The sequence below is a fragment of the Streptomyces sp. CWNU-52B genome (genome assembly GCF_047444975.1).
Lineage (GTDB): Bacteria > Actinomycetota > Actinomycetes > Streptomycetales > Streptomycetaceae > Streptomyces.
Map to the genome: position 1 here is coordinate 887098 of NZ_JBLFJV010000005.1, position 17977 is coordinate 905074.

The following is a 17977-nucleotide window of genomic DNA, read 5'->3' on the forward strand; positions in this document are numbered from 1 at the left end:
GCCGTCAGGCGTCCATGCCGCGCAGGGTCTGCCGCAGGCCCGTGTCGATCCGGTCCATGGTGGCCGCGTAGGCCTCCGGCATGTCGACGTCGAGGCGGTCGGCGAGCACGAAGACCCACCACAGGCATTCGGCCAGCTTGTGCCGCAACTCGGCGTCCACGTCCCCGTCGATGCCCCAGGTGCGCTCGGCGGCCAGCACCAGACGCCCGACGTAGGCGGCGTCGTTGGTGAACCCGAGGGCCAGCTCCGGCAGGGTCCAGGTCCGGCCCAGTACGCGCTGTTCGATCTGCTCGTACCGGGCCCGTACCCGCAGCGCCCTGGCGTCCGCCGCGACGAGGCCGGCCCCGTCGTCGTGGTTCGGCGTCTCGGTCATCAGAACCTTCCTTCCGGCGGAGAACACGGTCCTCCACGAGGTGAGGGCGAGGGAGGTCTCAGCTCCCTCGTGTCAGAGGGTGATGCAGAACGGATGACCGGCGGGGTCCAGCAGAATCCGCCGTCGCTGGGGGAGCGGTTGCAGGCCGCCCTCGACAGCTCCCAGAGCGATGAGCCGTGCCTGGGCCTCGTCCAGGTCGTCGACGCCCAGCTCCAGATGTGCCTGCTTCTGGACGGTGGAGTCCGGCCAGGTGGGTGGCTGGTAGTTGTCCAGACGGTAGAAGGCGAGCCCGGGTGAGCCCTCACGGCCCAGCATCACGAAGTCGTCGGTGGACAGGGTGACGGGCAGGTCGAGGGCCTGACTGTAGAAGCGTGCCAGCTCGGCGGGATCGGCGCAGTCGAAGGTGACGGCCAGACAGCGGATCGCGGGACGGGGCGTGCCGTGCGACGTCATGAGGAGACTCCTGCTGATGGGACTGGGACTGGGACTGGGACTGGGGGTGGGACCAGGACTGGGTGTCGGAGGCATCGGCCGGTCACGGCGTGCGGATCTCGCCGGTCGGAAAGTCCGGAATCGGTGTGAAGACCTCCATCATGGTGGTGTCCTCGAGGGCCACGGCGGAGTGGGGGACCCCACCCGGGATCCCGAGGGCCTCGCCCGGCCCCAGGACCAGCTTCCTGCCGTCCACCACGTACTGCATCCGGCCGGTCAGGACGACGTCGATCTGTTCCATCGGGTGGACCTCCGGCTCGCCGGGATCCGCCGGATTCGGAATCACGGTGCCCGCCGTGATCTCGACCCGCAGCACCTGTGCCCTGTCGGCGGTGAGCGCCTTGATCGTCACCCGGTCACCGAAGTCCCCCAGCGGCGTCGGCTCGATCTCGCTCCAGATCCGGTGCTGCGGCCGGCCGAGTACCTGTGCGGAGGTGCGTTCTGTGGTCATGGCCAGGACGCTACGACCGGACCAGGACAACTTCTGTCCTGGTCGTGAGGCACACTCCCCAGTGTGATCAGTACCTCTGCCCGCCTGCTGCGCCTGGTCTCCCTGCTGTCCGCGCGGCCGTCGTGGACCAACGGCGACCTGGCCGTGCGCATGGAGGTCACCGAGCGCACCGTCCGGCGCGACGTGGCCAGGCTCAGGGAACTCGGCTACGCGATCGAGTCCGACCCCGGTCCCTGGGGCGGCTACCGCCTGCAGGCCGGTACGCGTATGCCGCCTCTGACCCTCGACGACGACGAGGCGCTGGCCGTGGCGGTCGGGCTCCGGGAAGCCGCACTCAGCGGTGTACTCGGCGGCGACCACGCCGCGCTGTCCGCCCTCCTGAAACTGCGCCAGGTCCTGCCGCCCAGGATCGCCGGGCGCGTCGCGGAGATGGACGCCGCCCTGGTCCACGCCCCGAGGATCGAGGAGCCGCAGATCGCCTCCGGCATGCTGCTGGAGCTGGCCGCCGCATGCCGCCGGAGCGAGCGCGTCACCCTGACGTACCGTGACCGGGAGGGCAGGGCCACGGTCCGCGAGATCGACCCCTACCGCCTGGTGCACACCGCGCGCCGCTGGTACTTCGTCGCCCGGGACGTGACACGAGGAGAGTGGCGCACCTTCCGGGCCGACCGGGTCGCACGGATCCGGTCCACCGGCCGCGCCGCGGAGATCTCCGATCCGCCCGACCCCGCGCAACTGGTGAGCGACTCCATGCCGGCGGGCACGTACCCGCTGTACGCCACGGTTCGTCTGCCGCTGCCCATGGACCAGGCGCTGCGGGCCATCCCCACGCCGATGGGTGTCCACCGCCCGGACGGACCCGACTCCACCCTCGTCGAGATCGGCGGCAACGACCCCGACGAACTGGCCCGGTACCTCCTCAGCCGGGCCACACCCCTGAAGGTCCTGACGCCCGACACCGTGCGCGACGCTCTGCGGCGCCGGGTGCGGGAGCTGCTCCAGGCGGTGTGAGTGCCTGTTCGTGGATGCGCCTTCCGCACAGGCCGCAACGATCCGGGCCCGCTCCGCCACACGAGCTGGGACCTGCCCCACAAGGCCGCCGTACCGCGTGTGTGATGAACTGTGGCCCGGTTTCGAGACGTTGATCTCGTCTTGAACAAGAGAGTGGGAGAGACCGTGGACCTTGGTGGGGGGACATGGCGGCGACTGACCGCCGTGGTGCTCGTCATGGCGGTGGCGGCCGGGTGTACGGGGCAGGGCGAAGGCGCGGGCGGCGGAGACGACGAAGACCTGCTGCGGAACCACGACTGGACGCAGATGCCGGGCACCACCGTACGGAACGACGTCCTGCGGGTCAGCGCATCGGATCGGCACATCGTGGAGCAGGACTCCTCCGGCGGCCAGCCCAACCCCCCGCTGAACCTGGCCGGCCCGCATCTCAGGTCCGACGGCGACTTCACCGTCACCGCGCGCATGTCCGGTGTGGGTGACGACGACGGCGACTCATGGCTGCGGCTGTACGGACGGGTACCGGTCATCTATGACGAGTGGCGGCAGGAGCGGCCCTCACTCCGCGCCGGCGTGACCGCCGACGGACAGGTGAAGGTACAGATATGGGACGGTGAGGGCGATGAGCCGGCCACCTCCAAGGAGTTCGACTGCGGCTGCTCCGGGACGGTGACGCTCGCCGTGTCGAGCATCGGTGACACCTTCCGCGTGGAAGCCGACGGGCGGCGGCTGGGAACCGTGCAGGACCCGGGAGTGTTCGCCGAGGGCACTGTCTGGTTCGGTCTGGAGGCGGACGCGGGCGACGACGAGCGCCGCGAGGGATGGCGTCTGACGCAGCTGATCGCGCGGGCGGAGAGCGGTGACTCGCTCCGCGTGATCAAGGCGCCGCAGCTACGCCAGGAGCAGTCCGACGACTCGCTGCGTGCGCGGGCCGCAGACGTGGGGCGGCCGTTCGACGTCGGCGCCGCCCTGGCCGAGAACCCGCTGCTCACCGACTCACGCTACCGGGCGCTCGCGGGGAGCCAGTTCTCCATGCTCACTCCGGAGAACGCGTTCAAGCCACAGTTCCTCCACCCACGCCGGGACGTCCACGACTTCCGTGACGCGGACCTGCTCGTACGCTTCGCCCGCGCGAACGACATGAAGGTGCACGCGCACACCCTCGTCTGGCACGAGGCTCTGCCCCACTGGATGCGGGAGAACGACGACCCCGAGGAGGTGCGCCGGACCATGCTCCGGCACATCGCCATGGTCGCCGGGCACTTCAAGGGAAAGGTCGCGGAATGGGATGTGGTCAACGAGCCCATGTCCGACGACGAGAAGAGCTACACCGACGGGGATCTCGGTCTGCGCTCCGAGCAGAGCCCGTGGTTCGAGGCCATGGGCGAGGAGTACATCGACGAGGCGTTCAGGGCCGCCCACCGGGCCGATCCGAAGGCACGGCTGTTCCTCAACGAGTACGGGGTCGAGGAGGAAGGCGAGCGGTGGGACGCCCTTTACGATCTGGTCGAGCGGCTCAAGGAACGCGGTGTACCGATCGACGGCGTGGGTTTCCAGAACCACGAGTACGCACCCGGCGACCGCATCGACCCGGAGACCTTCCGCAGCCATGTGCGGGATCTGGCGGAGCTCGGGGTTCAGGCACGGGTGTCGGAGATGGACGTCCCCATAGGTGAGGACGAAGAGGACGGGCGGCAGATCCAGGCTGATGAGATGGCGGGCAAGCTGCGGGTCTGCCTGGAGGAGCCGAACTGCACATCGTTCTCCACATGGGGGTTCACCGACCGGTACGGTTCCACCGCCGACACCAAGACCTATCCTCCGCGCACGGCCGATTCCCTGCCGTGGGACGCGGCCCTGCGGCCGAAGCCGGCGTACGAGCGGCTGCTCGGCGTCTTTGACGAGGTGTGAGGAATCAAGGTGCGCTCTCTCGGTCCGGTGTCGGTGGTAGGGAAAGTGCCGGTGCTGTGGGGGAAGCTGGTCATGACGGTCCCCTTGGTCTTCAGTGCATGGGGGAGTGGATGACGGAGTCGACGGTGATGGTCAGCAGGAGCCGGGTCTGGCCCGGGCCGCCGTACGAGGCGTAGGGGCGGCCTGTGTACTTCTGGGCGAGGTGTTCGATGCTCTCGGCGGCGCCGTCGGTCGTGGCGCTGGTGACGCGTCCCCGTACGGAGAAGTAGCGGGAGGTGTCATCAGGGTCGGCGATGCTGACGGCCACACGGGGGTCCCGTTGGACGTTCTTGGTTTTGCGGTAGCCCTCGACGGTGTTGATGAGGATGTGTTCACCATCGGTGTCGACCCAGGTCTGGGTGAGCTGAGGTGAGCCGTCCGGCATGGTGGTGGCGATGAAGCAGGGGCTGGGCCGGTTCAGCAGTTTGAGGAGTTCGCCGGGCAGGGGTGCCATGAGGTATCGCCCTTTCTTGGGGGGAAGCGGTCGGTGGGAGGTGCCGATGACGGCGGGCGCTCAGCGCAAGGAACGGAAGGTGGTCCGGACTTCGTCAACGAAGAGTGCCGGCTGTTCCAGGGCCGCGAAGTGCCCGCCCGCCTCGGGCTCGTTGAAGTGGACGACGTTGCTGTAGCGGCGTTCCACCCAGCGCCGGGACTTCCGGACGTGCTCCTGCGGGAACATGCTGAATCCGGTAGGCAGTGTGATCGGTGCGGCGGTGGTCGGCGCGGAGGGCCGTGCCGACCGTGCCATTTCCCAGTAGGTCCGCGCAGAGGACGTTCCGGCATTGGGAAGCCAATAGAGCATGATGTCGTCGAGCAGCTCGTCCAGGGTGAACGATGCTTCCGCGTCCCCCGGCGTGCCGCAGGTGTCCTGGAACATCGCGTAGATCCAGGCAGCCAGGCCGATGGGGGACTCCGCTAGGGAATAACCAATGGTCTGAGGACGGGTTGCCTGCTCCTTGGCGTAGCCCGAGAGGTTCTCCCAGAAGTAGGCGGCGCTGTCGAGCATTGCCTGCTCATGCGCGGTGGCGTCCCGGACCTCTTCGGGCGTTGGCGGGAACATCGCGAAGTTGAGATGCAGTCCGACGCATCCGTCGGGGGCCTTGCGGCCGATCTCGTCGGTGACCGCGCATCCGAGGTCTCCGCCCTGGGCACCCCACCGCCGGTAGCCGAGCCGGTCCATCAGCGTGATCCAGGCATCGGCGGTCCGGGGGAATCCCCAGCCGGGTTTCGTGGGCCGGTCGGAGAAACCGAACCCCGGCAGCGACGGCACCACGAGATGGAAGGCGTCCCGCGGGTCACCGCCGTGGGCCGCGGGATCGGTCAGCGGGCCGATGACCTTGTGGAAATCGAGGACGGAACTGGGCCATCCGTGGGTCATGACCAGCGGGAGGGCGTCCGGCTCGGGCGAGCGCACATGGAGGAAGTGAATGCCCAGGCCGTCGATGATGGTGCGGGACTGGCCGAAGCGGTTGAGGGTCTTCTCGCACCGCCGCCAGTCGTAGGTGTTGAGCCAGTAGTCGTGCAGCGCGCGGAGCTTCGCCAGCCGGGGTCCCTGGCTGGTGTCCGGAACGGTCTCCGGATCGGGCCACCGGGTGCGGGAGAGCCGCTCGCGCAGGTCGGTCAGCTGTTCCTCCGGCACGGACAGGGTGAAGGGTTCGACGAGTTCGGACATGGGGCGTGCTCCTTACCGGGCGATACCGCGCCGACTGCGACGCGGGTGGATTCGAGGGGGCGGAAGCCGGTGATTCAGAGGGTGTCGGGCTCACGGGTCCGTTCATCGGTGACGATCTCGGGCACCGCGTCCAGGACCTCCTGGAGCCAGGCGATCTCGGCGCGCAGCCTGTGCGCACTGTGACTGACCGCCAGTGCCTCGCTCACCGTCAGGTAGCCGCCGTCGATGGCGTTGGCGTTCAGCGCCTCGGTGTCCGAGAGCATGGAGGCGAGTTCATCCAGCCGGGATGCGATCACCGTGTGGAGCTCGTCCAGCTTCTCCGGGTCCAGGCGGGTGAGGGCCAGGTCGAACGGGTCCGGCTTCATCCAGATGTGGCGCAGACTCTCGGACTGGAGTTCCTTGAGACGCAGACGCCCTTCACCGGTGATGCCGTACACCTGACGCTCGGGCAGATTGCCCTCCTTCTCGGTCCTGACCTCTTCGAGCAATCCCTCGGCCAGCAGACGCTTGATCGCCTGGTACAGGCTGCCCACGGACACGTCCGTCCACAGGTGCAGATGTTCCCGCTCGGCCTGGAGGCGCACCCTGTGCCCGTGCATCTCGCCGTTCCTCGCGAACGTGTCGAGGATGAACAACCTGATCGATGACATACGACTACTCTTGCATGAGTACTCGTTTATAGGCAAGCCGTCGATGTGCCCGATGCCGACCACACGTCGGACGCCCCTGTGCAACGACGAAACTCCTGGTGGACGGGTTCTCGACCAAGATCACCCGTGCCTGCCAGGAGCTTCGCGTGTTTGTCTACTCGTCAGTACTCGATCGGCTGTCCTGCCGTCGGGCGATCAGAGCAGTGCGAGTTCGGCGGTGAGCTTCTCCAGGGGCTGCCAGGTGAGTCCGACCAGTGCCGCGTGCTTCCACGCGATCCGTCCGCCGGGAGCGATCAGGAACACGGACCGCCGCAGGCCGACGCCGGGGGCCGCGATGCCGAAGAGCTTCGCCACGGTGCGCTCCGGGTCGCTCAGCAGGGGCATCCGCAGATTGTTCGCACGGGCGAACTCCTCGTGGCTGTCGACGTCCTGAGGGCTGATGCCCCACACCTCGGCACCCAGCTCGGTGAACTGCTCCAGACCGCTGGAGTAGGAGCACAACTGCTTCGTGCAGACACCGGAGTTGTCCTGGGGGTAGAAGGCGAGCACCAGGGGACGCTTGCGGGCGGAGGTGAACTCGTAGGTCGCCCGGGTGAACCGACCGTCCCTCAGTACCCCTCCGGGGAGGGCGAATTCAGGTGCCTGACTGCCGGTTTCCATCGAGCCTGCCATAGGAACTTCCTTGCCGAGGGCGCCACGGTCGTGCGGCGCGGGGGACGGGGAACAGGAGGAACAGGGGGTACGGGCGCGCGGGTCAGCGCGTGGCGGTCGCGGCCTGCCGGATCAGACCGGCCACGGTGTCCGGGCGGGTGAGCATCACGGCGTGCGGCGCGCGGACCTCGGTGGTGTGCGCGTGGGCGCGCTCGGCCATGAAGCGCTGGGTGGCCGGGGGCAGCGCGTGGTCCTGCCGCGTCACCAGGTACCAGGAGGGGATGGTCCGCCAGGCGGCGTCCGTCGCGGTCTCCTCCAGGGCCGCTGTGCTGACGGGCCGTTGGACGGCGGCCAGGGCGGCGGCCCGGTTCAGGGACAGGGATGCCGCGAACACGTCACGGTACTTGTCCGGCTTGATGGAGAGGTCGATGCCGCTCGCGCCGTTGCCCAGGTCGAAGGGGACGGGGTTCAGCGCGTCAGGGGTGGCGTGGGAACCCGGATTCCGGCCGGCCAGCGCGCCGACGGACTCGCCCTCGGCCGGCGCGAAGGCCGCCACGTAGACGAGCGCCTTCACCCGGGACTCGTCCGTGGCGGCCTCACTGATGACCGCGCCCCCGTAGGAGTGCCCGACCAGGACGACCGGCCCGTCCACGCTCTCGATCCGGCTCTTCACATAGGCCGCGTCCGAAGCGAGTCCGCGCAGCGGGTCGGCGATCGCCTGTACGGGATAGCCCTGGGACTGCAGCCGTTCGATCACCGGGCTCCAGCTGGAGGAGTCGGCCCAGGCGCCGTGCACGAGGAGGACGGTCGGCTTGGGGGCCGCGTGCGAGGTGGTGGCGGAGGCGGTCGAGGTGGAGGCGGCCGTCCTCCCGTCGGCCGAAGTACCGGCGGCGACGGCCGGCACGGCGGCGGCGGCCAGGGCGACGGCGCCGGTGACCGCGAGGACCGCGCGGTGCGAACGGCGCGCGGGCCGGGTGTGACGTCGGGACATGTCGTGCCTCGTCTCATGAATGACACAGGGGGACTCGGTGGGTGGGTGAACTGGCGAGCCCCGACAGGTAGATAGAATGTTCTGTCTCCCTGTGACCGTAGTGCGTGCCGAGGTGGTGGTCAATGTGATGTAGGGATCACCGAGAGGCCGTTGGGGCCGGTCAGTGAGGCGCCCCCGGCAGGTTCCCGACCGCACCGTCGGGAAGAACGGTCGTTCCTGTAGGCTGAGAAGGTGATCTCGTCGAAAACCCCTGGAACAGCGTCTCCGGCCCGAGCCAGGCTCCTGGAGACGGCTTCCGGCATCTTCTACGCCGACGGCATCCGCCATGTCGGCGTGGACCGCATCATCGCCGAGGCCCAGGTCACCAGGGCCACCTTCTACCGGCACTTCCCCAGCAAGGAGGATCTGGTCCTCGCGCACGTCGAGCAGCGGGACCAGGAGATCAGGGCGATGGTGACGGAGGCGTTCCGGGCGAGCACCGACCCCGAGGCGCTGCTCGTCATGATGATGGCCGGAATCGGGGAGGAGATCTGCGGCCCCGGGTTCCGCGGCTGCCCGTTCATCAACGCGGCTGCCGAGTACCCCGACCCCGGACACCCGGTCCGGCAGGCGGTGGGGGCCCACCGGTCCTGGTTCCGCCAGACGGTCCTGAACCTCGTGACCGCGGCGGGCTGCTCCGACGCCGAACACACCACCGCTGTTCTCGTGCTGCTGCGGGACGGGGCGATGGCCGGGGGAGACCTGGACGATCCCACCGCGGTGCGTGAGCATCTGATGCGGACCGTCCGCACAGTCGTCGCCGACGGGCGAGAAGGTCGTTAGGGCGGAAGATGCAGCAACCACAGAACGAACTCGGCGCCTTCCTCCGTGCGAACCGCGCCCGCACCGAGCCGTCCGACGTGGGCCTGCCGGCCGGCGGCGGCAGCCGCCGGGTGAAAGGTCTGCGACGGGAGGAGGTGGCCGTCCTGGCCGGGGTGAGCGCCGACTACTACGCGCGGCTCGAACAGGGGCGTGAGCGCCACCCCTCGTCGCAGGTCGTCGACGCGGTGGGCCGGGCGATGCGGCTGACCCCCGACGCGCGGACGCACCTCTTCCGGCTGGCCGGACTGCACCCGGCCCTCACCGCCGCCGCGGGCCGCGAGACGGTCCACCCCTCCCTGCTGCACCTGCTCGACGCGTTCCCCGCGGCCGCCGCCTACGTGCTGAGCCCGGCCTTCGACATCCTCGCGAAGAACGCCGTGGCCGCCGCGCTCCTCTCCCCCTTCGAGGGCACCTCCAACATGGTCCGGGTGCTGTTCCAGCACTCCCGTGCGAAGGAGGTCTTCGTCGAGTGGCCCGTGGTGGCGCGTGCCACGGTGCACGCGCTGCGGCTGCACGCGGGCCGGTTCCCCGACGACCGCGACATCACCGACCTCGTGTCCGAGATGCTGGACGAGGCACCGGAGTTCCGGAGCCTGTGGCAGGAGAACGAGGTGGAGAACCTGGCCCGTGCGTTCAAGGTGTTCGTGCTCCCAGGGACCGGCCGCATCGAACTGACCTATCAGACCTTCGACGTCCACGACGCTCCCGGTCAGCAGCTCCTGGTCGGCGCCCCCCAGCCGGGCACCCCGAGCGCCGAAGCGATCGAGCGCCTGCGGGCAGAGGCGGAGCAGGGCGCGAGCACCGGCTGAGCGCCCGTCGCCGACCACCATGAGGTTCACCTCGGTCGTTCCGTCGGATCGGAGAGAGATGCAGCCCGGACCGTATGAAGTGGCGGCCGACGAGGCAGGTCTGTCGGCACGGCTGCGGCACGTCTTCTGGATCGGTGGCGGGAGTGGTGCGGGCAAGTCGACGACCGCCCGCAGACTGGCCGACCGCCACGGCTGGCACCTCTACGCGACCGACGACGTGATGGGGGATCACGCTGGGCGGACCACCCCCGAGGAATCCCCCTTCCTGTACGAGTTCCTTGCCATGGACATGGACGAGCGATGGGTGAACCGGTCTCCGGAGGTCATGCTGGAGACGTTCCACTGGTTCCGGGGTGAGGGCTTCGGCCTGATCGTCGAGGACCTCCTTCGTCTGCCGTCCGAGCCGTGTGTCGTCGTCGAGGGGTTCCGGCTGCTGCCGCACCTCGTCGAGCCGCTGCTCGCTGCTCCTGAGCACGCTGTCTGGCTTCTCCCCACACCTGGTTTCCGCCAGGCCGCCATCCGCAGTCGGTCGGTACCGGGGGAAGGGTTCGTGTGGAGGACCAGCGATCCGGCGACGGCCGGCCGCAACCTCGCCGCACGTGACCGCATGTTCACCGGACGCCTCAAGGAGGAAACCGAGCGCCTGCGGCTGCGCACCGTCCAGGTCGACACCACGATGACGGAAGACGATCTCGCTGAGCAGGTGACCACGGCGTTCCGACTCTGACGTCTCCTGGAACGTGGACGAGGCGCTGCTGGGCACCCGTGGCGGTCACATCGTGGGAGTCGCACACCCAGGTGGACACGTCCTTCCTGGGCGGGGACGGCGCGGTCAGACTGACGGAGTTCGCCCGGACAGGGCGAGCGCGCCCCTACCTCAAGGCGCAGCTGAGCGACTGACCGAGCCGGCTGCGCCCCTGACCGGGCCGAGTGGGCGGCTGGTCGTCGCTCCGGTGCCGCACATGCTTGGAAGGACCCCAGATGCGTATGCAGGTGCCGGTCATGCTCCTGCCCGTCGGCTCCACCCGAAGCGGCGGACACGGTGCGGGCGCTGAGGGCGCGGAGGGCGACACGTTCGGGGCGTACCTGCGGAGGTGCCGGTCGCGTCTGAGCCCCTCGGACGTCGGCCTCGTCGGCCTCAGGTCCGACGGCCGCAACCGGCGGGTCGAGGGTCTGCGCCGCGAGGAGGTGGCCGTCCTGGCCGGGGTCAGCGTCGACTACTACGGCAGGCTGGAGCAGGGACGGGAGCGCAGTCCCTCGGCCCGGACCGTGGAAGCCCTGGGCCTGGCCCTCCAGTTGGACCCAAACGCGCGAAGGCGCCTGTTCCACCTCGCCGGGCTGAACCCGAGCCTGCGTCCCGACACCACCCGCGGACAGGCGCACCCGGCACTCCTGCGCCTGCTCGACTCGTCCGACCGGGCCGTGGCCCTTGTGCTGGGCCCGAGCTTCGACATCCTGGCGGCCAACGCGCACGCGCAGGCGCTCCTGTCGCCCTTCGGCGGGGAGACGAATCTGATCAGGCTCCTCTTCCTGCACCCGGAGGCGAAGCGGTTCTTCGCCGACTGGCCCCTGGCCGCGACCGGCTCCCTGCACGCGCTGCGCCGCAACGCCGCACGGCTGCCGGGGGACACCGGGATCACGGACCTCGTCGCCGAGACGTCCGCCGGATCACCCGACTTCGCGCAGGTGTGGAAGGCCGCCGCGCCGGCCGACCTCGGCCGCGCGTACGGGACCGTGGTCCACCCCGCGGCCGGGCGTATCGAGTTCGCGTACCGCGTCCACGGCGACCCGGCCGCCCCGGCGCAGCACCTGCTGATCGCAACCGCGGTCCCGGGAGGCCGCAGCGCCGAGGCCTTCACCTATCTCGCCGCCATGGGCCGCCGGTGAGGACGGTGCGTAGGTGTCAGGTCCTGGTGTCGGCGCGCAGGCCGTCGATGATGACGGTGAGCACGCGCCTGCTGCTCTCCTGGCAGGCGGCCGCGCCGTCGGCCCGCCAGAGCGAGGACCCCAGGAGCAGGACGTCGTCCGCTTCGGCGTCCGGCCGTATCTGCCGGGCCTCCTTGCCCGCACCGAGCAGGAGGTTCACCGCCGCGACGATGGGCGGGTGGTACCGGCCGGCCCGGGTGGCGGCGTCCACGGCCAGGGACGCTCCGCGGGTGACCTGACCGCGCAGGCAGAGGTGCTCGAACCAGAGACGGAGCGCCTCCAGGGGCTCGTGCTCGCGCAACAGACGAGGGGCCGCGGCGGCGAGCGAGTCAAGCTCCTCCCGGTAGACGGTCAGCAGCAGGGCCTCGCGGCTGGGGAAGTGGCGGTACATCGTCCCCTGGCCGACCCCGGCCGCCTTCGCGATCGCCTGCAGACTCGCCGAGGGGTCGTCGGTGAAGGCCGCCTGCGCCGTCTCGACGATGCGTGCGCGGTTCTGCCGGGCGTCCGACCGCGGCGCACGTGCAGTGGGACGCGACATCCGGTGCCTTCCGTTCCGGTGTGCGGAGTGACTTCAAGGATCTTCGAGATCTTCGGGGACCTCGTGACCCGTCCGCACACGCCGTTGAGCCGCCATTCCTATCAACTTGTTGGTCGGTTGACAAGTTTGTTGTAGAGTTCCGTCCCATGACCACCGCTCACCGCACTCAGAAGCAGCGCCGTGAAGAGGCCGAGGCCGCACTGCTCGGCGCAGCCGTCGAACTGGTCGACGAACAGGGCGTCCGTGCGCTGACGCTGGCACGTGTGGGGGAACGGGCCGGTTACAGCCGGGGACTCGTCACCCACTACTTCGGGTCCAAGCAGGCGCTCGTCGAACGCCTGGCGCGCGCGGCCCAGGCCGGATTCGTACCCGGCCTCGACGGACTGCCGCCCGGTCTTGACCGGCTCCTGCGGCTGATCGACGGCTACATCGGGGAGCTCGGCCGGATGGGCGCGCTGAACAGGGTCTTCCTCAGGCTGTGGACCGAGGCCGCGACGGCACCGGAGCTGGCCCTGGTCTTCCGCGAGCGCAACGAGGCGTTCCACGCGGACCTGCTCGAGGACCTCACCGCCGGAGTCGCCGACGGCACCATACGCCCCGACCTGGCCCCCTACGAGACCGCGATCGCCGTCGTCGCGCAGCTCCGGGGAATCGCCATGCAACGCCTCGTCGATCCCCGGAGCATCGACACGGAGCGGCTGAGGACACACATCACCGGACACTGGCGACGGGCCCTGCAGGCCTGAGCAGGCCTGACCGACCGGCAAGGCCCGTCTCCGCCGGGCGGCGGCACCGCGCCGGAGCCCCGCCGCCCGGCAGGTTCTAACTCCCGCCGTGCGTCACCCGGACCGGGTCGAACGAAACCCTCGTGCGCACGCCGTCGTCCGCCCAGAGCACCTCCACGCCCGTGCCGTCGGCCCGTACGCGCGTGACGGCCTCCGCCAGCGGACCCGGCCCCGGTGCGCCGGTGAGGGCGGCCAGACACACATGCAGCGAGGTGCCGTCCGTCTCGCCGGTGAGGCGGGGCATCTCCGCCCACGGCACATAGGCGGTGCCCTGCGGGGCCCGGACCATTTCCGCCTCGGCACTCCAGCCGTGCAGCCCGTGCAGCGCCGAGACCAGCGGCTCCCGCGGTCCCGTGGCCCACCCGGTGTGGGTGAGGCGCGCCCCGGGCGGTGCTCCCACCACCCGGTGCACCCGCAGTTCGTACGCTCCCCGTGCCACCGTCACACTCTCCACCCGCAGCCCCGGCACCATCGGGGGCCCGCCGGCGAAGACGGGCCGGTGCCACGACGCCGCCCAGCCCCAGCCGTCGCCGTGCCCCGCGCCCAGCGGACGGATCCGGCGCCGCGCACTGCGGCGGCCGTTCACCTCCACCGACAGATGGTTGTCCGCGACGTTCCCGGACGCGGTCGGGCCCGTCCGGGTCGAGTAGGCCTGCCGGCCGTAGTGCGGATCGTCCTCGGCGGCCGACTCCGCCTCGTGCGGCCGCACATGGTCACTGCCGTGGTTGTGCAGCCGTACGATCCCGTCGGCGCGCGTCGCCTGGACGAGCAGTCCGGGCGCGGCCAGCGCCAGCACCCGGTCCGTCTCCTCCACCGGCGCGGGCTCCTCCGTCGCGGTCCACAGCGGATGACCGGCCGGCGCGAGGAGCGCGACGAACGCCTTCGACGCCCAGTAGGGCGAGGCCGGCCCGGAGTACGACTGCAGCGTGGCCTCACGCGGGCCGTACCAGCCAAGACCCAGCAGACCGTCCTCGGTCAGCGCCCCGCGGTCGAGGAAGTGCCGCAGACTTCCGCTGGCCAGCCGCCGGGAGGCCCCCGGCGTCAGCGGCGTGTGCCCGGTCACGGCGCCGAGCCCCACGGCCGCCGAGGCGGCGAAGCGGTACGCGAGCGACCGGCCGAAGTGCAGCGGAGCCCCGTCCGCGCCGAACATCAGCCCGAAGCCGTCGAGATGCTCACGCAGCCGGTCGCCGTACCGGGCGAGGAACGCCGCGTCGTTGGAGAGATGCGCGTCGAGCACCGGGTACAGGTGCAGCGCCCAGCCGTTGTAGTGGTCGAAGGCGCGTCCGTCCCCGTCGGCGTACCAGCCCTCGCCCCGGTACCAGCCCTCCAGCAGCTCCAGCGCCCGCTGCCGTACCGCGGCCGTCTCGGCGTCGCCGCGTCCCACCGACTCCAGGAACCCGGCGACCGTGTACGGGAAGAGGTACCAGTTGTTCGGCGCCGGTACGTGCCGCAGCGCTCCGCGCAGCCATTCCTCCACCCGGTCCTGGACACCGGCGTCGAGGTTCTTCCACAGCCAGGGCGCGGTCAGCCGCAGCCCGAGCGCGACCGACGCCGACTCGACCATGGGCTGGCCCTGGACGTCGTGGTCGAGGATCAGCGGCCAGGACTCGGTGTCGTCGCGGCCCGGGGAACGGGTGCCCGAGGCCAGCCCCCGCGCGTACCGCTCCAGCCAGTGGTGCGGATCGTCGCCGCCGGCGCCCGCGACCCGGAAGCCCGCCGCGAGGAACGTCCGGGCGAAGCCCTCCAGACCGTCGGAGCGCACCCCCGAGCGCGAAGGCCGCCCCGGCAGGTCGAGCAGGGCCCCGCCCGGGGTGCTCCAGCGCCACGCGGCGGTCAGGAGCCCGTCCGCGACGGCCTCCCAGTGGGCCCGGGTGTAGCCGGTGTACGGGCTCGACGCACGGTCCTCGGAGGGGAGTTCGAAGGGGATGCTCATGCCAGGAACGCCAGCCTTTCGCGTCGTACGGGGTGGAGGAAGCCGGTGCCGGACGCCCAGCGGGTGGTCTCGGCGAGGGCGAGATCGGCCAGACGGCGCCATTCGTTGCCCTCGGAACCCGCCAGGTGCGGGGTGATCAGCGCGTTGTCGCAGTCCCACAGCGGATGGTCCGCGGGCAGCGCCTCGGGGTCGGTGACGTCGAGGACGGCCCGGATCCGGCCCGTCAGGGCGGCGTCGGTGAGGGCCTCCTGGTCGACGACGGCCCCGCGGGAGGTGTTGATGAGGGTGGCACCGGCCGGCATCGCGTCGATCAGGGCGCGGCCGACCAGACCGCGGGTCGTGGGCAGCAGCGGGGTGTGCACGCTGACGGTGTCGCAGCGCGCGAACATCTCCGGCAGCCCGACGCGTTCGACACCGAGGGCGGCGGCGTCCGCGTCGGTGATGTGGGGGTCGTGCAGCAGCACCTCGATGTCGTGCGGGCGCAGCAGCTCGACGACCCGGCGGCCGATCAGCGAAGCCGACAGGATGCCGACGGTGCTGCGGTAGTTGCCGACACCGCGCGAGGTGCGCAGCCAGTTGTCCCGCGCCCGGGACACCCGGAAGTCACGGGCGCGTTCCAGGACGTGCTTGCCGGTGAGCAGGATCATCGCGAGCGTGTACTCGGCGACCGGCAGGGCGTTGGCCGCGGCGGCCGAGGAGACCTCGATGCCGCGCTCCCAGCACGCGTCCGTGATGTGCCCGCGCACACTGCCCGCGGTGTGCACGACGGCCCGCAGCCTCGGCGCCGTACGCAGCACCTCCTCGTCCAGTGCCGGGCAGCCCCAGCCGGTCACGAGCAGGTCCACGTCGGCGAGGAGCGACCTCGCCCGCGGTGACGACAGGTCGTCGAGGACCGGGGGATCGGCGAGGTCGCAGACCGCGCCGAACGCGGCGAGGGACGAGGCGTCGAGGACGGCCGAGGCGGCGTCCTGGGACATGGCCACGGCGGCCCGGGGGCGGAAGCCGGGGCCGGGGGCGTGCAGGGTCACTTGACGGCTCCGGCGGTCAGTCCGCTGCGCCAGAAACGCTGGAGCAGCACGAAGGCGAGGATGAGGGGCAGTACGGCGAGCAACGATCCCATGATCACCACGGGGTAGTACTCGGGTGAGACGGACGCCGAGCTGTTCCACTGGTACAGGCCGAGGCTGACGGGATACAGGTCCTGGTCGGAGAGCATCACCATGGGCAGGAAGAAGTTGTTCCAGATGGCGGTCAGCTGGAAGAGGAAGACGGTGACCAGGCCGGGGCCGAGCATCCGCAGCGACACCCGGACGTACGTGGTCAGTTCGCCCGCCCCGTCCACCCGCGCCGCCTCCAGGACCTCGTCGGGCACGTAGCCCCGGCTGAAGATGCGGCCGAGATAGACGCCGAAGGGGTTGAACAGCACCGGGACGAACACCGCCCAGAAGGTGTTGACCAGGTGGGCCTCGGACGCCATCAGGTACAGCGGCAGCGCGAGGACCGTCTGCGGCACCATGACCGCCGCGAGGACCAGACCGAACAGCTTCTCCTTGTGGCGGAAGCGGTACTTGTCGAAGGCGTAGCCGCAGGCGACGCTCAGCAGGGCGCCGATCGCGGCGCCGAGCACCGCGTACAGCAGGCTGTTGACGTACCAGCGTCCGTACAGCCCGTCGTCCATGGCGAACAGGTCCTTGAGATTGCGTACGAAGGAGAAGTCGCCCAGGGACAGCAGATCGCTCCTGAAGAGCGCGTCCCGGTCCTTCGTGGCGGCCAGCACCAGCCACAGCACGGGCAGCAGGGTGTAGAGGACCGAGACCGCGACGACCACGTTGGCCGTCGCCCGCCCGATCAGACCGGGGCGGACCAGGGAACTGCCGGTGGTGCTCATCGGGCCTCCTCGGCGTCGGCGCGGCTGGTGAAGCGGGTGACGCCGTAGGACAGGGCGATGGTGCAGAGCAGCAGGATCACCGAGGCCGCCGCCGCCAGGCTGTAGTTGTTGCGGGTGAACGCGGCGTCGTAGATGTACATGCTCGGCGAGAAGCGGGAGCTGATCATGGGGGAGGACTGGCTGAGCAGCATCGGTTCGGTGAAGAGCTGGAGCGCCCAGATCAGGGTGAAGATCGACACCATGACGATCGAGGCGCGCACCAGTGGTGTCTTGACCTGGAGCGCGGTGCGCACGGGGCCGGCGCCGTCGACCACGGACGCCTCGATGACCTCGCGGGGCACGGCCTGCAGGGCGGCGTAGAAGACCACCATGTTGTAGCCGAGGTTGCTCCACAGGGCGATGTTCACGATGGACGGGATGACGGTGTGGATGCCGAGGAAGTCGATCGTGATGTCCGCGCGGGCGAACAGGTCGATCACCGGACTGATGCCGGGCGTGTACAGGTACAGCCAGATCAGGGCGGCGATGATGCCGGGCACGGCGTGCGGCAGGAAGAGACCGAGCTGGGCGAAGGCGCGCAGCCGGACCACTCCGGAGTCCAGCACCAGGGCCAGGGCGAGTGCGCCGACGACCATGAGCGGGAGGTAGATCAGGCAGTAGAGCGCGACCGTGCCGAGCCCGCCGAGGAACGTGGGGTCGGTCAGCACGGCGGCGTAACTGCGCAGTCCGACGAAGATCGTGTGTTCGGCGCCGAATCCGAGGCCCGGCTGGTCGTCGCTGAAGAAGCTGAGGTAGACGGCCGTGCCGACGGGGATCAGGAAGATGGTGGTGAGCAGCGCGAAGAACGGCGCCATGAGGACGAACACGGCGCCGAACTGACGGCGCCCGGCGGCCCGGCGGGCACGCGGTCCTGAGGCGGAGAGGGCCGGGCCGTCGGTGCGGGGTGCTTCGGCCGGCACGCCGGACCGCGCGGTGGTGGTGGTCATGGGATGTCACCTG

Annotated in this window: 21 protein-coding genes; 8 read left to right on the forward strand and 13 right to left on the reverse strand. The window is 70.3% G+C overall.

The features are described 5' to 3' along the window. Window positions 1-4: 4 nt before the first annotated feature. The 3 genes from ACLVWQ_RS06850 to ACLVWQ_RS06860 all read right to left on the reverse strand — a co-directional run bounded on the left by ACLVWQ_RS06850 (window position 5) and on the right by ACLVWQ_RS06860 (window position 1316). The gene (locus ACLVWQ_RS06850) at window positions 5-373 is read right to left on the reverse strand and encodes a hypothetical protein (RefSeq protein ID WP_414107258.1); all 369 of its coding nucleotides are present in this window, start codon (window positions 371-373) and stop codon (window positions 5-7) included. A gap of 72 nt (window positions 374-445) precedes the next feature. After that, window positions 446-826: a VOC family protein gene (locus ACLVWQ_RS06855; RefSeq protein ID WP_414107259.1), complete on the reverse strand. Its 381-nt coding sequence runs from the start codon at window positions 824-826 to the stop codon at window positions 446-448. A gap of 82 nt (window positions 827-908) precedes the next feature. Then, complete coding sequence (locus ACLVWQ_RS06860; RefSeq protein WP_414107260.1) at window positions 909-1316, reverse strand: cupin domain-containing protein; 408 nt, start codon at window positions 1314-1316, stop codon at window positions 909-911. Between the two features lie 63 nt (window positions 1317-1379). On the opposite strand from ACLVWQ_RS06860, the gene ACLVWQ_RS06865 reads away from it, so the two are divergent. Both ACLVWQ_RS06865 and ACLVWQ_RS06870 read left to right on the forward strand, forming a co-directional pair. Beyond that, entirely contained in the window at window positions 1380-2327 is a 948-nt protein-coding gene (locus tag ACLVWQ_RS06865) for a helix-turn-helix transcriptional regulator (RefSeq protein ID WP_414107261.1), read from the forward strand. Between the two features lie 165 nt (window positions 2328-2492). Next, window positions 2493-4235 (forward strand): endo-1,4-beta-xylanase, encoded by a 1743-nt coding sequence (locus tag ACLVWQ_RS06870; protein ID WP_414107262.1) that lies wholly within the window; start codon window positions 2493-2495, stop codon window positions 4233-4235. Window positions 4236-4326: 91 nt separating this feature from the next. Here ACLVWQ_RS06870 and ACLVWQ_RS06875 read toward each other — a convergent pair whose 3' ends face one another. The 5 genes from ACLVWQ_RS06875 to ACLVWQ_RS06895 all read right to left on the reverse strand — a co-directional run bounded on the left by ACLVWQ_RS06875 (window position 4327) and on the right by ACLVWQ_RS06895 (window position 8238). Beyond that, the gene (locus tag ACLVWQ_RS06875) at window positions 4327-4728 is read right to left on the reverse strand and encodes a PPOX class F420-dependent oxidoreductase (protein ID WP_414107263.1); all 402 of its coding nucleotides are present in this window, start codon (window positions 4726-4728) and stop codon (window positions 4327-4329) included. A gap of 60 nt (window positions 4729-4788) precedes the next feature. Next, window positions 4789-5946, reverse strand: coding sequence for an epoxide hydrolase family protein (locus tag ACLVWQ_RS06880; protein ID WP_414107264.1), 1158 nt, complete (start codon window positions 5944-5946; stop codon window positions 4789-4791). Window positions 5947-6020: 74 nt separating this feature from the next. Next, on the reverse strand, window positions 6021-6596 hold the full coding sequence (locus ACLVWQ_RS06885) for a PadR family transcriptional regulator (RefSeq protein WP_414107265.1): 576 nt from the start codon (window positions 6594-6596) through the stop codon (window positions 6021-6023). Between the two features lie 195 nt (window positions 6597-6791). Further along, on the reverse strand, window positions 6792-7268 hold the full coding sequence (locus ACLVWQ_RS06890; protein WP_414107266.1) for a peroxiredoxin: 477 nt from the start codon (window positions 7266-7268) through the stop codon (window positions 6792-6794). Window positions 7269-7350: 82 nt separating this feature from the next. Then, window positions 7351-8238, reverse strand: a complete 888-nt coding sequence (locus ACLVWQ_RS06895) for an alpha/beta fold hydrolase (RefSeq protein ID WP_414107267.1) — start codon at window positions 8236-8238, stop codon at window positions 7351-7353. Between the two features lie 231 nt (window positions 8239-8469). On the opposite strand from ACLVWQ_RS06895, the gene ACLVWQ_RS06900 reads away from it, so the two are divergent. The 5 genes from ACLVWQ_RS06900 to ACLVWQ_RS06920 all read left to right on the forward strand — a co-directional run bounded on the left by ACLVWQ_RS06900 (window position 8470) and on the right by ACLVWQ_RS06920 (window position 11795). Further along, window positions 8470-9060 carry a TetR/AcrR family transcriptional regulator gene (locus tag ACLVWQ_RS06900; protein WP_414107268.1) on the forward strand — a complete coding sequence of 197 codons (591 nt, stop codon included), beginning with the start codon at window positions 8470-8472 and terminating at the stop codon, window positions 9058-9060. An 8-nt stretch (window positions 9061-9068) separates the two neighbouring features. Continuing rightward, entirely contained in the window at window positions 9069-9908 is an 840-nt protein-coding gene (locus tag ACLVWQ_RS06905) for a helix-turn-helix transcriptional regulator (protein ID WP_414107269.1), read from the forward strand. 58 nt (window positions 9909-9966) lie between these two features. Further along, a complete protein-coding gene (locus tag ACLVWQ_RS06910) occupies window positions 9967-10635 on the forward strand; it encodes a hypothetical protein (protein ID WP_414107270.1) in 669 nt (222 codons plus the stop codon). Window positions 10636-10673: 38 nt separating this feature from the next. Further along, window positions 10674-10808, forward strand: a complete 135-nt coding sequence (locus tag ACLVWQ_RS06915) for a hypothetical protein (RefSeq protein WP_414107271.1) — start codon at window positions 10674-10676, stop codon at window positions 10806-10808. Window positions 10809-10889: 81 nt separating this feature from the next. Further along, complete coding sequence (locus tag ACLVWQ_RS06920; RefSeq protein WP_414107272.1) at window positions 10890-11795, forward strand: helix-turn-helix transcriptional regulator; 906 nt, start codon at window positions 10890-10892, stop codon at window positions 11793-11795. A gap of 16 nt (window positions 11796-11811) precedes the next feature. On the opposite strand, the gene ACLVWQ_RS06925 is transcribed toward ACLVWQ_RS06920, so the two are convergent. After that, the gene (locus ACLVWQ_RS06925) at window positions 11812-12372 is read right to left on the reverse strand and encodes a TetR/AcrR family transcriptional regulator (protein WP_414107273.1); all 561 of its coding nucleotides are present in this window, start codon (window positions 12370-12372) and stop codon (window positions 11812-11814) included. A 146-nt stretch (window positions 12373-12518) separates the two neighbouring features. Between ACLVWQ_RS06925 and ACLVWQ_RS06930 the strand changes: the two genes are divergently transcribed. Next, window positions 12519-13118 (forward strand): TetR/AcrR family transcriptional regulator, encoded by a 600-nt coding sequence (locus ACLVWQ_RS06930; RefSeq protein ID WP_414107274.1) that lies wholly within the window; start codon window positions 12519-12521, stop codon window positions 13116-13118. 76 nt (window positions 13119-13194) lie between these two features. Here ACLVWQ_RS06930 and ACLVWQ_RS06935 read toward each other — a convergent pair whose 3' ends face one another. Genes ACLVWQ_RS06935 through ACLVWQ_RS06950 form a run of 4 tightly spaced genes read right to left on the reverse strand, consistent with a single transcriptional unit; the run spans window position 13195 to window position 17964 of the window. Next, window positions 13195-15090, reverse strand: a complete 1896-nt coding sequence (locus ACLVWQ_RS06935; RefSeq protein WP_414107275.1) for a DUF2264 domain-containing protein — start codon at window positions 15088-15090, stop codon at window positions 13195-13197. Then, on the reverse strand, window positions 15087-16118 hold the full coding sequence (locus ACLVWQ_RS06940) for a hydroxyacid dehydrogenase (protein WP_414107276.1): 1032 nt from the start codon (window positions 16116-16118) through the stop codon (window positions 15087-15089). Before ACLVWQ_RS06940 ends, ACLVWQ_RS06935 begins: the two co-directional genes overlap by 4 nt. Next, window positions 16115-16978 (reverse strand): carbohydrate ABC transporter permease, encoded by an 864-nt coding sequence (locus tag ACLVWQ_RS06945; RefSeq protein ID WP_414107277.1) that lies wholly within the window; start codon window positions 16976-16978, stop codon window positions 16115-16117. The genes ACLVWQ_RS06940 and ACLVWQ_RS06945 overlap by 4 nt, the downstream gene beginning before the upstream one ends. Continuing rightward, complete coding sequence (locus ACLVWQ_RS06950) at window positions 16975-17964, reverse strand: carbohydrate ABC transporter permease (protein WP_414107278.1); 990 nt, start codon at window positions 17962-17964, stop codon at window positions 16975-16977. Before ACLVWQ_RS06950 ends, ACLVWQ_RS06945 begins: the two co-directional genes overlap by 4 nt. Between the last annotated feature and the right edge of the window lie 13 nt (window positions 17965-17977).